15 protein-coding genes are annotated in these 15,400 nt (G+C 34.8%); 9 read left to right on the plus strand and 6 right to left on the minus strand.

Translation table 11 applies throughout. The features are described 5' to 3' along the window. Positions 1-31: 31 nt before the first annotated feature. From QZ136_RS09065 to mazG, 4 genes are all read left to right on the plus strand, one after another. Positions 32-2,080, plus strand: coding sequence for a M13 family metallopeptidase (locus QZ136_RS09065; RefSeq protein ID WP_291402628.1), 2,049 nt, complete (start codon positions 32-34; stop codon positions 2,078-2,080). Between the two features lie 114 nt (positions 2,081-2,194). Next, positions 2,195-2,707: a rhodanese-like domain-containing protein gene (locus tag QZ136_RS09070; RefSeq protein ID WP_291402631.1), complete on the plus strand. Its 513-nt coding sequence runs from the start codon at positions 2,195-2,197 to the stop codon at positions 2,705-2,707. Positions 2,708-2,722: 15 nt separating this feature from the next. Continuing rightward, complete coding sequence (mnmD, locus tag QZ136_RS09075; protein ID WP_291402633.1) at positions 2,723-3,397, plus strand: tRNA (5-methylaminomethyl-2-thiouridine)(34)-methyltransferase MnmD; 675 nt, start codon at positions 2,723-2,725, stop codon at positions 3,395-3,397. A 35-nt stretch (positions 3,398-3,432) separates the two neighbouring features. Further along, positions 3,433-4,242 (plus strand): nucleoside triphosphate pyrophosphohydrolase, encoded by an 810-nt coding sequence (mazG, locus tag QZ136_RS09080; RefSeq protein ID WP_291402635.1) that lies wholly within the window; start codon positions 3,433-3,435, stop codon positions 4,240-4,242. A gap of 52 nt (positions 4,243-4,294) precedes the next feature. On the opposite strand, the gene QZ136_RS09085 is transcribed toward mazG, so the two are convergent. Next, entirely contained in the window at positions 4,295-5,515 is a 1,221-nt protein-coding gene (locus QZ136_RS09085) for an FtsX-like permease family protein (RefSeq protein WP_291402637.1), read from the minus strand. A gap of 108 nt (positions 5,516-5,623) precedes the next feature. Between QZ136_RS09085 and QZ136_RS09090 the strand changes: the two genes are divergently transcribed. Continuing rightward, positions 5,624-6,889 (plus strand): DUF1343 domain-containing protein, encoded by a 1,266-nt coding sequence (locus tag QZ136_RS09090; protein ID WP_291402639.1) that lies wholly within the window; start codon positions 5,624-5,626, stop codon positions 6,887-6,889. 97 nt (positions 6,890-6,986) lie between these two features. Continuing rightward, positions 6,987-7,901: a methionyl-tRNA formyltransferase gene (gene fmt / locus QZ136_RS09095; protein ID WP_291402641.1), complete on the plus strand. Its 915-nt coding sequence runs from the start codon at positions 6,987-6,989 to the stop codon at positions 7,899-7,901. Positions 7,902-7,904: 3 nt separating this feature from the next. On the opposite strand, the gene QZ136_RS09100 is transcribed toward fmt, so the two are convergent. Together QZ136_RS09100 and QZ136_RS09105 are read right to left on the minus strand one after the other, a co-directional pair. Continuing rightward, positions 7,905-8,744, minus strand: a complete 840-nt coding sequence (locus QZ136_RS09100) for an aminotransferase class IV (protein WP_291402643.1) — start codon at positions 8,742-8,744, stop codon at positions 7,905-7,907. A 1-nt stretch (position 8,745) separates the two neighbouring features. After that, positions 8,746-9,765, minus strand: coding sequence for an RluA family pseudouridine synthase (locus QZ136_RS09105; RefSeq protein WP_291402645.1), 1,020 nt, complete (start codon positions 9,763-9,765; stop codon positions 8,746-8,748). A gap of 213 nt (positions 9,766-9,978) precedes the next feature. On the opposite strand from QZ136_RS09105, the gene QZ136_RS09110 reads away from it, so the two are divergent. From QZ136_RS09110 to lat, 3 genes are all read left to right on the plus strand, one after another. Further along, complete coding sequence (locus QZ136_RS09110) at positions 9,979-11,058, plus strand: DUF6588 family protein (protein WP_291402647.1); 1,080 nt, start codon at positions 9,979-9,981, stop codon at positions 11,056-11,058. A gap of 22 nt (positions 11,059-11,080) precedes the next feature. Further along, positions 11,081-11,968 carry a pyridoxal-phosphate dependent enzyme gene (locus QZ136_RS09115; protein WP_291402649.1) on the plus strand — a complete coding sequence of 296 codons (888 nt, stop codon included), beginning with the start codon at positions 11,081-11,083 and terminating at the stop codon, positions 11,966-11,968. A gap of 186 nt (positions 11,969-12,154) precedes the next feature. Continuing rightward, on the plus strand, positions 12,155-13,486 hold the full coding sequence (gene lat / locus QZ136_RS09120; protein WP_291402651.1) for an L-lysine 6-transaminase: 1,332 nt from the start codon (positions 12,155-12,157) through the stop codon (positions 13,484-13,486). An 18-nt stretch (positions 13,487-13,504) separates the two neighbouring features. Here lat and bshB1 read toward each other — a convergent pair whose 3' ends face one another. From bshB1 to QZ136_RS09135, 3 genes are read right to left on the minus strand one after another with little or no spacing between them, the layout of a single operon-like run. Then, complete coding sequence (bshB1, locus tag QZ136_RS09125; protein ID WP_291402653.1) at positions 13,505-14,221, minus strand: bacillithiol biosynthesis deacetylase BshB1; 717 nt, start codon at positions 14,219-14,221, stop codon at positions 13,505-13,507. After that, positions 14,218-14,724, minus strand: coding sequence for a glutathione peroxidase (locus QZ136_RS09130; protein WP_291402655.1), 507 nt, complete (start codon positions 14,722-14,724; stop codon positions 14,218-14,220). The genes bshB1 and QZ136_RS09130 overlap by 4 nt, the downstream gene beginning before the upstream one ends. Continuing rightward, positions 14,721-15,341 (minus strand): DUF4294 domain-containing protein, encoded by a 621-nt coding sequence (locus QZ136_RS09135; RefSeq protein ID WP_291402657.1) that lies wholly within the window; start codon positions 15,339-15,341, stop codon positions 14,721-14,723. The genes QZ136_RS09130 and QZ136_RS09135 overlap by 4 nt, the downstream gene beginning before the upstream one ends. Between the last annotated feature and the right edge of the window lie 59 nt (positions 15,342-15,400).

Raw genomic sequence — 15,400 nt, forward strand, 5'->3', positions numbered from 1 at the left:
TTTACATTTATAACCTAAGCAATTTAGAAACATGAAATACAGCAAAATATTTATTTCGGCATTATGCCTAAGCCTTTTTTCAATTCATGCAAATGCTCAGCATGATTCAAAACCAGCTAAAAAGCCTGTTTTTATAGATAAAACTGGAATGGATTTAACAAAAAATCCAGGTGACGATTTCTATAATTATGCCAGTGGAAATTGGATTAAAAACAATCCTGTACCAGCAAAAGAAACAAGATGGGGAAGTTTTAACATCCTTCGTGATTTTAATATTAACGCAGTAAAAAATATTTTAGAGGAGTCGGCGAGGAATAGAAAAGCTCCTGCAGGTTCTGTTGAGAAACGAGTTGGCGACTTCTACGCTGCGGCGATGGACAGTTTAACAATTGAAAAATTGGGTTATAATCCAATTAAGCCAGATTTAGAAAAGCTCAATCAAATTAGTGATTTAAATGGTGTAATTAATCAATCTGCGCTAATGCGGACATATGGCGCAGGATCGCCATTTTTTGGTTTTTCAGTAGGACAAGATCGTAAAAACGTTAAAAACTTTGTCCCTCAACTAAGTCAAGGTGGCACTACACTTCCCGATCGCGATTATTATTTAAAGAATGATGCAAGAAGTTTAAAAATCCAAGAATCTTATAAAAATTATATTGTTCGTTTATTTAACCTTTCTGGATCTAGTCAGGCAGATGCAGAAAAAGCCGCAGAAACCATATTTAAGATTGAAAAAGCACTCGCCAACGCTCAAATGAGTCGTGTAGAGATGCGCGACCCATATAAAACTTACAATAAATTTTCGGTGAAAGACTTTAGCAAAACTACCTCCAATTTGAATTGGGAAAGTTTAATGCCTGTCATGAAAGTCAATAGTCAAGATACGGTTTTAGTTAACTCACCGAAGTTCTTTAATGAATTAAATACCCTCCTAGCATCAACACCGGTAAATGATCTAAAAACTTATTTGAAATGGAATTTACTTAAATCTTCTGCTCCATATTTAAGCTCAGATTTTGTTAATGCTAGTTTTGAATTTACACAGGTTCTTAGCGGACAAAAAGTGCAAACTCCGCGTTGGCAGCGTATGTCGTCGCTTACTGATGGCACTATTGGCGATCTTTTGGGTCAGACTTATGTGAAGAAACACTTCAAACCTGAAGCAAAGGCAAGAATGGAGGAATTGGTTAGTAATTTAATTAAAGCTTATGAAATTAGAATCAAGAATCTTGATTGGATGAGCGAGGTAACTAAACAAAAAGCATTAGATAAATTATATGCATTTACACCAAAAATTGCATATCCTGATAAATGGAAGAATTATGATGGACTTGAAATAAAGAGACAATCATTTTTCCAGAACCTTAGAAATGCTGGTGCTTGGGGATATGAAGACATGGTTAGTCAGCTAGGTAAACCAGTAGATAAGAGTCGCTGGGGCATGACTCCACCAACAGTAAATGCCTATTACAATCCAGTAAACAATGAAATTGTTTTCCCTGCGGGTATTTTACAATTTCCATTTTTCGATCCAAACGCAGACGATGCTGTGAATTATGGAGGAATTGGAGCTGTTATTGGGCATGAAATTTCGCATGGGTTTGATGATTCTGGAAGTCAGTATGATAAAGATGGTACATTAAGAAATTGGTGGACAGATGAAGATCGTGCACGTTTCAAAGTAAAAGCAACAGCATTACAACAGCAGTTTGATGCCTACACAGTATTAGATTCTATTCATGTGAATGGAAAGCTTACTTTGGGAGAAAATATTGGTGATCTTGGCGGACTCAATGCTGCATACGAAGCCTTTAAAATGACCAAGCAAGGTCAAAGCAATGAAAAAATTGATGGTTTTACCCCTGATCAGCGATTTTTCTTGTCATGGGCTCAAGTTTGGAAAGGAAATATCTTAGATGAAACTGCAGCACAATTTATCTTGACAGATACTCACTCTCCAGGACCGTACCGTACCATTGGTGCTCCAGTAAATATGGATGCATGGTACAAAGCTTTTGATATTAAACCTGAAAATAAGCTTTATAAAAAGCCAGAAGATCGAATCAAAATTTGGTAAAATTAAAGAATAAATGCCCTCTAAATTTAGAGGGCATTTATAAGATTCAATAATCTATTTTATAGGTTAAATATTGCTTTGTTTAGATACTAATTACCTCTTTTACAAATAATTATGAATAAAAAAAGTACGATTTATTACTTGTTAATTATTTTATGCTTCTCAAATTTAAAAGTGGTGGCACAGATTAAAAATCAGGAATATAAATTGATGTTAGACAGTTTATATGAGCATGATGTAGCACTAATTACCATTGAAGAATTCAAAAAATTAAATAAGCAAAGTATTTACCTTTTAGATACCCGAGAAGAAGAAGAGTTTAGTGTAAGTCATATAAAAAACGCACGAAATGTTGGATATTTTTGGTTTGACATGCGAAAAGTTTATGATATACCTAAAAACTCAAAAATTATTTTATACTGCTCAGTAGGTTACAGAAGTGAGAAAATTGCGCATAAACTTTTTGATGCAGGCTATAAAAACGTTTTCAACCTATATGGTGGTCTTTTTGAATGGGTAAACCAAGGAAATCCTATTTATACTAAGAATGGCGTACAAACCTCCGAAATTCACACCTACGATAAAGAATGGGCGCGCTGGGTTAATCGCGGGACAAAAGTCAATTAATATAAAAACAAAAGAATGGAACATTTAAGCTTTGCCATAACATCAGATGGATCAAAAACCATTTTCAATGAACAGGTAGGCGAAAACTACCATTCGCGTCATGGTGCTCTTCAAGAAAGTAAACATGTATTTTTAGGTTCTGGTCTCTCCTACTTTTTGGAGAATAAAAAGAAAAAAAAGGTCTCTGTACTAGAAGTAGGCTTTGGTACAGGCTTAAATTTTTTAGTATCTGCTGATTACTGTGTGAGAAATGAAATAGAATTAGATTATTTTGGTATAGAAGCCTTCCCACTTAATAAAGAACTAATATCTCAAACAGCTTATAATGAATACGTTTCAGAGGAACTTTGGAATTCTTTTCTAAATCATTATCAAGAAGCATTTCATCAAAAATGTATTATAAATAATCAGTGCACAGTCCAGATAATTGAGAAAAAACTACTCGATTTTAGTTCAAATGATCAGTTTGATGTTATCTACTTTGATGCCTTTGCTGCCATTCATCAAGCAGAAATGTGGAGTTTAGAATCTTTAACACATATCTCAAAATTCATAAAAACAGGAGGTGTTTTTGTTACATATGCAATTACCGGCGACCTGAAAAGAACGATGAAAAGTTTGGGTTTCAGCATTGAGAAAGTGCCAGGGGCAGCAGGCAAGCGTGAAATGCTGAGAGCCACCAAATTGTAGAAAACTAAAGCTATTTTTACCGAAATTATTCCAACATGGCAGCTCCAAATATCATCCCAGCAGAAGGAAAAGATCCTGCAAGCGCATTTGAACGCCTTTTAACGATCATGAATACGCTCAGGGAACAATGCCCATGGGATAAAAAACAAACAATGGAGACCCTTCGCCATCTAACCATTGAGGAAACTTATGAGCTTTCTGATGCTATTTTGGATGGCGACATGAACGAAATAAAAAAAGAGCTTGGAGATATCATGCTTCACCTTGTTTTTTATAGTCGTATTGGAAGTGAAAATCAATCATTTACAATTGTTGATGTTTTAAATGGCATTTGCGAGAAACTAATTCATCGTCACCCACATATTTATAGTGATGTAATTGTTGAAGATGAAGCAGAGGTAAAACGTAATTGGGAGCAGTTAAAATTAAAAGAAGGAAATAAGTCTGTGTTAGAGGGTGTACCCTCTTCCCTACCTGCACTTATTAAAGCCTCCAGAATTCAAGAAAAGGCTCGTGGTGTAGGTTTTGATTGGGAAGAAAAGGCTCAGGTATGGGAAAAAGTAGAGGAAGAACTTCAAGAATTTAGAAATGAGTTTAATACACTTGATAATACTGCAATAGATAAAGAAAAAGCTGAAGGAGAGTTTGGCGATTTACTTTTTTCTCTGATAAATTATGCTCGCTTTATTGATATCAATCCTGAAGATGCTCTAGAAAGAACAAATAAAAAATTCATTAAACGCTTTCAATACCTAGAAAGCAAGGCAAAGGAATTAGATAAAAACTTAAAAGATATGACTTTAGCTGAGATGGATATATTCTGGAATGAGGCTAAAAATATCTAATTTAGTATTTATCTCGAATTGAATTAAGTATTTTAATTTAAAATTAAATAATTTACTTAAAACGAATAGCTTTTAGTGGAGAAATTCGACTAACCAGTAGTGATGGAATTAAAAGCACCAATAAACTTATAACTAAGGTTCCTGCATTAAGCAGCAGAATATCTTCAAAATTGAGCTGAACTGGTACAAAACTCATGTAATAGGAAGCTTGATCGAGCGTAAAAAAATGAGTTTTTTGTTGAAATAGTCCTAGGCCTATTCCTAAAATATTACCACTCAAAAGGCCAATTCCGATTAAATAGCTGGCATTATAAAGAAAGATTTTACGAATATTCCAATTTGAGCTTCCTAAGGCTTTAAGAATTCCAATCATGTTGGTTCGCTCTAAAATCATGATTAAAAGGGCAGAAATCATATTGATTACCGCAACCGCTATCATCAAAAATAAAATTACCTCGGTATTAACATCTAAAAGTGATAGCCATTCAAAAATAGCTGGATAATATTGTTTTATAGAATAGGATTTTAGCTCAACACTAAGCTCATCATACACTCGGGCTTCAATTTGTTCGAGATTATCAAAATTATCCACTCTTAACTCATAGCCTCCCACTTGATCGTTTTCCCAATTATTGAGGCTTCGAATTAAGTTTAAATCCCCAATTACAAAGACTTTATCAACTTCCTCGACTCCCAAATTATAGATTCCAACGATTTCAAATTTTCTTTTTCGAAGAGAATTTTCGATAAAATACATCAGAAAATCATCCCCAACCTTCAAATTAAGTCGATCGGCAGTAAACTTTGAAATTAATATTTGTGATTTAGATTTGGTGGAGTCGGAGAAATCAATAAACTTTCCATCAAGCAAAATATTTTCAAAATATTGGCTATTATAGCTTTTATCGACACCTTTCAGGACTACCCCTTCAGCTTCATCGCCAGAATTAATTATTCCAGGTTTGGTTGCAAAAGGCTGGATAAATGAAACCCCTTTGCTTTTACTGATCTTCGAATATTCTGCATCAGACATACTAAAAGGAGTATTTTCATAGGATGAATTTAGATTTAGCTTTGAAATCTGAATATCCCCTGAAAAACCTCTCACCTTCTCTCTAATTTCAGTTTTAAAACCTTTTACAATAGCCACTGCCAAAATCATAACGGCAAGACCGAGCATAATTCCAAGAATTGCGATTCGCACAATTAGCTTTGAAAAAGTACGCTTTGAATTAAAAGTGATTCGCTTAGCGATGAAAAAAGGTAAATTCAATTCTGAAAAGGTTTTTTTTGTACCTTAGCAAAGATGCATTTTTTTTAATTTCGTTTTAAAAACAATTCATCAAAAAGGTTCATTTTTGATCTATAATTTAATAATAATATGTCGCGTTACACTCATTTAATTTTAGCAGCATGCCTTTTAGTGGGACTAAGCAGCTCAGCACAACAAATACAAGTTGGAAAAAACAATGTGCCCGACCCTAAAAAGGTAAGCGTAGAAAACATTGACAAAGTTAGGGGCAAAATCCGTACTGGTGCCGAACAAACAGAACTTTACTTGCCTTATTTAAAGGGTAAACGCATTGGTATGGTTGTTAACCCTACTTCAATCATAGGAAACACTACGGTTGTAGATAGTTTATTAGCATTGGGTGTTAAAATTGTCAAAATTTTTGGTCCGGAGCATGGTTTTCGTGGTGATGCAAGCGCGGGAATCCATGTTGATGATAGCATTGATGAAAAAACAGGTATTCCGGCAATTTCACTTTATGGTAAACACCATAAGCCAAGTAAGGAAGATCTTGCTGATGTGGATTTATTAATTTATGATATTCAAGATGTGGGAGTAAGATTTTACACTTATATCAATACTTTGCAGCATGTGATGGAAGCTTGTGCTGAAAATAATAAAGAATTATTAATACTTGACCGTCCAAATCCAAATGGATATTATGTAGATGGCCCTATTTTAGATTCAAAATTAAAATCGGGAATAGGTATTAACCCAATTCCTATTACACACGGCTTAACCATTGCTGAATACGCTCAAATGTTGAATGGTGAAGGTTGGTTAGCCAATAAAGCTGTTTGTAAAATAAAAATTATTAAGAATGCAAACTACATGCATGCTATGCCATATGTGCTTCCTGTTAAGCCATCACCGAACTTAAATACGGCACAATCAATCTTATTGTACCCTACTTTATGTCTTTTTGAGGGTACGATAATTAGTCAGGGGCGTGGGACTTATTTCCCATTCTCAATCCTTGGAAACCCTGATTTAAAGGGAAAATATAAATTTTCATTCACCCCAAAGGGTATTAAAGGCATGAGTGAGACACCATTACACATGGATATGGAGTGCTATGGATTAGATTTACGTCAATATAGTGCTAATAAAATCCGCAGAGATGCAAAAATTAATTTATCCTGGTTAATTGAGATGTACAATGCCTACCCATACAAAGAAAAATTCTTTGATTTTAAGCAAAGTAAGCAAATGGGTAATTTCGATAAGCTTGCTGGGACTTATGATTTAAAGCAGCAGATTATTGCAGGTAAAACTGAGGAGGAGATTCGCCAAAGTTGGGAGCCTGGATTATCTCAATATAAAATTATGCGTAAAAAATATTTGCTTTACCAATAAAAAATACTGAAATAATTACTGGAGGTGATGTTTAAGCAAAAAACCAAAATGCTTTAAACATCACCTCTAATTTTTAATAAAAATTGAATTTTCCTTTATGAAAATTGTGTTCATGGGCACTCCCGATTTCGCTGTTGCATCTTTAAATGCATTATTGGAAGCGGGTTTTAATATTGTTGGTGTAGTTACTGCTCCTGATAAACCTGCAGGTAGAGGTCAGAAGATTAATGAGTCTGCTGTAAAACAATTTGCCCAAGATAAAGGGCTAAGAATCTTGCAGCCTATAAAACTAAAAGATCCAGAATTTGTAAATGAACTAAGATCCTTGGAGGCCGATTTAAACGTGGTTGTTGCTTTTAGGATGTTGCCCGAAATGGTCTGGAATATGCCTCCAAAAGGAACAATTAACCTACATGGTTCACTCCTACCACAGTATCGAGGTGCGGCACCGATCAATTGGGCCATAATTAATGGCGAGAAAGAAAGTGGCGTAACTACCTTTTTGTTGAAGCAGGAAATTGATACTGGTGATATTCTATTTGCTGAGAGCGTTAAAATTGAAGATCAAGATAGCGCGGGCGACCTGCATGACAAATTGATGACAATTGGAGCGGAACTACTTGTTAAGACTGTAAAAGCAATTGAATCAGGCAATTATAAAGAGATCCCTCAAGACAAATTGGCTGAAGAGAAGCTAAAATCGGCTCCTAAAATATTTAGAGAAGGCTGTTTAATTGATTGGAACCAAGAGGCTAGAAAAATTTACAATCATATCCGTGGATTGAGTCCCTACCCAGCTGCATTTTGCAAATTCCAGGATAAGACTTTAAAGATTTATAAAGCAGATTTTGAAGAAAAAAATCATCAATTAGAAGCTGGAAGTATCGAAACCGACCATAAAACTTTTATAAAGTTTGCTTGTTTAGATGGATTTATTTCAGTTAAAGAATTACAATTAGAAGGCAAAAAGAAAATGAAGGTTGATGAATTTTTAAGAGGAGTACGTTTATAAATCTTAGAGTTTATTTAATTTCTCACTTAAAAACTTAGCTACTTCATTAAAATAGCGCTTATTATTGTAGCCCATTACCCATTGAATTCCTTTGCTAGCATTGGTAATAAATACCTCATCTGCTTCATTTAATATTTCTGGATTTACCTGAGCTTCAATCAGTTCGATACCATTTTCTTTGGCCAAGCGCATAACCACCTGACGCATAACACCGCCGATGCATCCTTCATTAAGCGCAGGTGTGTATAATTTCCTATCGTAAACAACAAATACATTGCTACTTATCGATTCACAAAGAAAACCATTCTGATTTAAAATTATAACTTCATCCAGCGCATGCTGATTTTTATAAACACCAGCAAGAACGTAGACAAGAGAATTACATGTTTTTAGATTAGCCAGAATATTTATGGGCTTGGTAAGCTCATCAAAAACATCAATAATAAGTCCCTTGGGATTAAAAGTATATAAACTTTCATTTAGCGGCTGAGATTCTAACACAAAAGCTGTTTTATTAGATGATGGAGAATATAATCCCTCCGCATCACGAAATACTGTTAGTTTAACCCTAGCATCGCTTCCTGTTTTATTTCTTCGAACAAGCTCTTCTACTTTTTCACGCAAAAACCAAGAATCGATGTGCAAATTATTATCAAGCTTCAGCACTTTCATTCCCTTTTGGATTCTATCGATATGCAATTCAGGGAATTTGATGGCACCATTCATATAGCGCATCGATTCGAAAAGTCCATCGCCATAGCGAAAACCTCTATTATTTACCGATAAAACTTGTTGATCAGAAGAGACAATTTGACCATTAAAATTGATGAGCTGTTTGTCCATTTTATTCTTTTATGTAGTTACGCCATTTATCAATAACCGTTGAAATATCTGCAGGAAGCTCTGTTTCAAAATGAATAAACTCTTTTGTTGATGGATGAATAAAACCGAGAGATTTTGCATGCAGGGCTTGTCTAGGCAATATTTCGAAACAATTTTCAACAAACTGTCGGTATTTATTGAATACGGTACCCTTTAAAATTTTGTCGCCACCATAAGTAGAATCATTAAACAAAGGATGCCCGATATGCTTCATATGTGCCCTTATTTGATGCGTGCGACCAGTTTCGAGTTGGCATTCAATTAATGTCACATAATTTAAACGCTCAAGAACCTTATAATGGGTTACCGACCATTTGCCTTGATTTTCATCATCATACACGGCCATAACCTTACGATCCTTCACACTGCGCCCAATATAGCCGCTAATGGTGCCATCTTCGGCAAGATCGCCCCAAACAAGAGCAATATATTTCCTGGTGATAGAATGATCAAAAAATTGCTTTGCTAAGAAAGTTATTGCCCATTCATTTTTACTAACGAGGAGAAGTCCGGAGGTATCTTTATCTATTCGATGCACCAATCCCGGCCTACCATCATTTCCTGGCATTTGTGGCAATTGTTGTGAGTGAAACACAAGTGCATTTACAAGCGTACCCGAATAATTATTAAAACCGGGGTGTACAACCATTCCAGGAGCTTTATTAACCATGATTACATCATCGTCTTCATAGATGATATCGATAGGAATATCTTCAGGATAAACCTCAGTATCACGTGGAGGATGAGGCAATACCATAGAAATAACATCCAAAGGCTTCACTTTATAGCTTGCCTTTACTACTTTATCATTTACTAAAACATTACCTGCATCAATTGCGTTCTGAATACGGTTACGAGAAGTATTTTCGGTACGGATAATTAGAAATTTATCTAGCCTTAAAAGCGACTGACCTTTATCAACCACAATACGCAGGTGTTCATAAAGATCCTGTTCTTCTAAATCCTGATTCTCATCTATCATGTTACAAAATTAAACCTTTGAAAGGATTAATAAGAATAAAGGCGTATTGTTCTTTAAAAATTTGTTTTTTAGCCTAAAATTGATTATATTCTATTCTTTTTAAACAAAAGAATTTACCTTTATAACTGATATAAAGATCGATTTAAAACCTACCTGATCAACATAAAATAAATTGTTTACGAAGCTAATTTGAGGCTTACAAATTAAATTACGATGAAAAAATTTAGATTAATCAGGGGCTATGGACTTGCACTATTATTGGGCATGTCAAGTATTGCATTTTCACAAAGTGATGTTTCGGGTTTAATAAAATCAGGTCCCGCAGATGCCACAAAACTAACCCAGGCTTATTTAAGGCCACTTTTCAAAGGATTTGGCGTAGGCTTGAATAGTGGTTGGAATAATTCGGCGCACTCAAAAAACCTATTACGCTTTGATCTAAGACTTGGACTAACAGGTGCAGTGGTCTCTCCTATTGATGAAACATTTGATTTAACAAAAATCGGACTTTCATCCAATGTTAGGCCTACTAATCCGGCTCAAACCATTACACCGAGCTTTGCAGGAGAAAAAAATCCTGGAGCATCATTAAGTATTTATGATTCAGCTAATCAGCAGATAGAAAGCTTTTCAATGCCCAAAGGGACAGGCTTTGGTTTAATACCCACCCCGCAATTACAAGGTTCAATCGGTTTACCTAAAGGAATTGAACTGCAGGTAAGAGCCACGCCTAAAATTATTTTGGGGAATGATATTGGGACGATTGGGATGATGGGTGCGGGATTAAAAGTAGAATTATTGCCCTTGTTTTCAGGGGTAGCAGATAAGATATTCCCAATAGACATTGCAGTGGCTGCCGGTTATACCGAATTCACATTTGAGGCTCCTTTAGATGTTAAAGTACCTACGGGAGCCGTACCAGAATCACCAGCACAGGTTCAAGACTTTAGTAACCAAAGAATTGAAGCAAAGTTTTCAGGGATAAATGCAGAGGCAATAATCTCTAAACGATTTTTAGTATTTACCCCTTTTTTAAGTCTAGGATACCATCAAGCCAAAACAGACGGAGGAATTAAAGGAAATTTCCCAATAATTACGGGTGTAACACCTTTGGGACAAAAAACATATACGAATTATTCAAATCCGGTAAACATCAAACAGACTGATATTAATGGTTTTAGAACTAATATTGGATTTCAGTTGAACCTTGCATTCTTCAGAATTTACGGTTCATACAGCATGGCGGAGTATAATTCTTTTAATGGTGGAATTGGTTTTGGATTAGGTAAGTAGAAAGACAATACAGTAATCCTAAATGATCGAATTAGATATCTATAGTCCCACAGAAGAAATTTTCAGTCCTCTTTTTACTAAAAAAGAGCTACGAGTTTTTGTAAAACGTGATGACATGATTCATCCATTTATTTCGGGCAATAAATGGAGAAAGCTTAAATATTTACTTCTTGAGGCACAAAAACAAAACAAAAAGCATTTAGTAAGCTTTGGAGGTGCATACTCTAATCATTTGCTCGCAACAGCTTGTGCAGGTGCAAAATTCGGGTTTAAAACAACAGGATTTGTACGTGGCGAAGCAGTAAAAAATGACATATTAAGTCTTTGTCAGCTATTTGGCATGAAGCTGATTTTTACCGATCGTGAAAGTTATAAAAACAAACAACTATTATTCGATAAGCATTTTCAATCTGACCCGTTGGCCTTTTTTATCGATGAAGGTGGTGCAAGTCAAGAAGCAATAAAAGGCTGTTCAGAACTCTTAGATGAACTTAATATAGAATATGATCATATTTTCTGTGCTGCAGGTACTGGAACTACAATAGCAGGAATCACCAAAGGCATAAAAGAAAGATCTTTAAAATCACAAATTCATGTAATACCTGTTTTAAAGGGTGCTGATGAGCTAAAAACTGAGATAGAAATTAATTCAGGATGTAAAGACTTTGAATTTCATCAGAATTACCATTTTGGTGGCTATGCTAAAACGGATGAAAGCTTAATGACATTTATTAAGAATTTCTGCAAAGAAACAGGAATTTTAATCGAGCCAGTTTATACAGGAAAGATGTTTTATGCACTTTTCGATCTGATAGCACATGACCATTTTGAAGCGGGAAGTGAAATTTTGGCAATACATACTGGAGGACTCACAGGTATATCGGGAATGCATGATAGATTTAATTTTTAGTGAAAATCAGGCAGAAATTCTTTGTTTATTTAATTTTCCAGACTTAACAAATTAAAAATTAAATCCCTATTCAATAAAAAAAATAACTTTAAACGGTTTAAAGCTATTTTTTATCTAGAATTTGATAAAAAGCTCAAATTTGGACAATTGAAGGCTTTTTTTTAATTTTATTAAAAGTAAAATTCTATGTATAAGCTATCCATATCTCCAGATCAAGTACAAAAAATCTTAAGCAAACACATTCTTGCCGACGGCTATGATTTAACCTTCGACATGGAGAAAAGCAATGGAGTGCATATCTATGACTCCAAGCATCAACGTGAACTTTTAGACTTCTTTACCTGCTTTGCATCAGTCCCACTCGGTTATAATCATCCTAAGATGATTCATGATGAAGAATTTAAGAAGAGTCTGATGTTAGCTGCACTAACCAATCCATCCAACTCCGACATTTATACTACGCAATACGCACAATTTGTCGACACATTTTCACGAGTTGGAATTCCTGAATACCTGCCCCATGCATTTTTCATCGCAGGCGGTTCACTAGCTATTGAAAATGCATTAAAAGTAGCAATGGACTATAAAGTCCAAAAGAATTTTAAGAAAGGATATACTAAAGAGCATGGCTTAAAAGTTTTGCACTTTGAAAAAGCTTTTCATGGACGCAGTGGATATACCTTGAGTTTAACTAATACACTTCCAGATAAGACAAAATGGTTTGCAAAATTTGATTGGCCAAGAGTAAGCGTTCCTGCCATTCAATTCCCCTTAACGGATGAGTCATTAGTAGATCTTAAAGATAGAGAGGCCATATCAATTGCCCAGATACATCAAGCCTTTATAGACAACAAGGACGATATCTGTGCCATTATTATTGAGCCTATTCAATCGGAAGGTGGAGATAACCATGTACGTCAAGAATTTTTAGAGCAATTGAGAATCATTGCAAATGAAAACGACTGTTTTTTAATTTATGACGAAGTTCAAACTGGCGTAGGCTTGTCGGGTAAATTTTGGGTACATGAGCATTTTGGTGAGCATGCCCGACCAGACATTGTGGCCTTTGGCAAGAAAATGCAGGTTTGTGGGATATTAGTTGGAAACAAAGTTGATGAGATTGAAACCAATGTATTTAGAGTTCCTTCTCGTATAAACTCTACATGGGGTGGTAATTTAGTGGATATGGTGCGTTCAAGCCGCATCCTTGAAATTATTGAAGAAGATAATCTTTTGGATAATGCTGCAAATAGCGGTTCTTATTTACAGAATCGCCTGTCAAAAATTGCAGAGAAAAATGATAAAATTTCAAATGTTAGAGGCAAAGGACTAATCACTGCATTTGATTTTCCGACTAAAGAAATGCGTGATCAATTTGTTAACAAAGGAATGGATCAGCATGTGATGTTTTTAGGTTGCGGCGAAAAAACAATACGTTTCAGACCTGCATTAATTATAGAGGAAAAACACATCGATACAGGTTTGGAAGTAATGGAAAATATCCTGAAAACTATCTAAATATAGGGATATCAAACTTTACCTCAAATCCATCAAATCGTTCACGCCTAGTAATTTCTTAGATGTAAAACCTTCGGCATGAGTGGCTTGAATTGATTTTCCAAATTCTCGAGATCTAGCTTCAACCACTTTTAAAAAATTAGGGGAAGAAATATATGTTTCTTGTCCATCACCTTCCGTATTAAAAAATTGGGTTTTAAATGCATGAATACATTCCATTTTCTTATCGAAGAATTCAGTGATATCGACTAAAATATCTGGCTTAATATAATTATCTTGAATATACTGAAGTAATAATCGGGGTCTATATGCCAATTGAGCATTACCATTTAACTCCGTTTGTATTTTGGGCAATCCTGACAGAAAAAATGCATTTGAAACTAATTCACAGGCACGACCATGATCAGGATGACGATCTTGTAATGCATTACAAAGAACAATCTCAGGACTGTATTTGCGGATCATTTGAATAATCATTTTTTGATGCTCTTCATCATTTTTAAAGAAGCCATCTCTCATTCCTAGATTTTCACGAGCATGAATTCCTAAAATTTTAGACGACTCTAAAGTCTCTTGATCTCTTGTTTCGGCAGTTCCGCGTGTACCTAATTCTCCACGAGTAAGATCTACAATTCCAACCTTTTTTCCAGCTGCAATTTCCTTCAAAATAGTCCCAGAACATCCTAATTCAGCATCATCTGGATGCACTGCAAACACTAGAATATCTAATTTCATAAAGGGGTTGAGTTAAGTAGTTTAGTAATCTTCTTTTGGATTCTGGAAGAACTCGGTTTAGTAAAAGGATAGAAAAAATCTACCAATTCCCCATCCTGATTAATTAAATATTTATGAAAATTCCATCTTGGTGTAGAACCAAGACTTCCATTCAACTTTTTATCGGACAAAAATTTATATAAAGGATGGGCATATTCCCCTCTTACCCTAATTTTATCAAAAACTGGAAAACTTACTCCGAAATTAACTTCACAAAACTCGCTTATAGCTGCTCCCTCTAATGGTTCTTGTCCGCCAAAATCATTTGATGGAAAGGCAAGAATCTCAAAATTATCCCCTTCATGAATCTTATAAAGGTTTTCAAGATCTTTTAATTGTGGTGTAAAACCACATTCTGAGGCAATATTTACAATGAGCAATACCTTACCCTTATAATCCTGCAAATTCGCTTCTGTTCCATTCAGGCGCAGAACGGTAAATTGGTGGATTGATTTTTTATTCATAAATGGCTATAAGAGTAATATCCTGAAGATTGAATAATGGCTTCAATGTCTCTATCTTCTTGAGGATCATATGTATTTTTAAGATTATTACCGAAAATCCGAGCCACCGATTGATAAAAGAATGCGGTAATTCCGCCCTTCATATCTTTCAATAAATCATAACTGCTAGTCCCGGTTTCCCTATCGATTAACTTGATAAGTATTCCACCTTGCGTTATAGTTAAATTTTTTACTTCCCTATTAAACATATCCTTGATTTCAGATTCAAAGGCTTTAATTAAGACTCTTTTTTCTTTTCTACTTTTAGCGAGACTTAATTGAGATTGCAACTCAGCATATTTCCTTCTAGCATACATTGCATAGGGTAATACTTTGAGAACATTATATCTCAAGCGATTAAATTTAGCTTTTTCTTCAGGCGATTTGAAAATACGGGTATCAGTTATTACTATTTCAGGAATAACAACCCAAGGAATGAGTTCATTATTGATATTTGTAGTAGACACACGAATAGTATCTGCCACTCCTTTTACGGTTGGATCATTCTTATATTGAGCTGATGCCAAATTTGACATCAAAACCACTAAAATTATTACCAAAAGCCTTAAAATTTTCATAATTTTATAGTAACAAATTTACAGCTAATTATTATATTTATTTATAACCAAAATGTAAT

It is taken from the genome of Daejeonella sp. (assembly GCF_017495225.1).
Classification (GTDB): Bacteria; Bacteroidota; Bacteroidia; order Sphingobacteriales; family Sphingobacteriaceae; genus Daejeonella.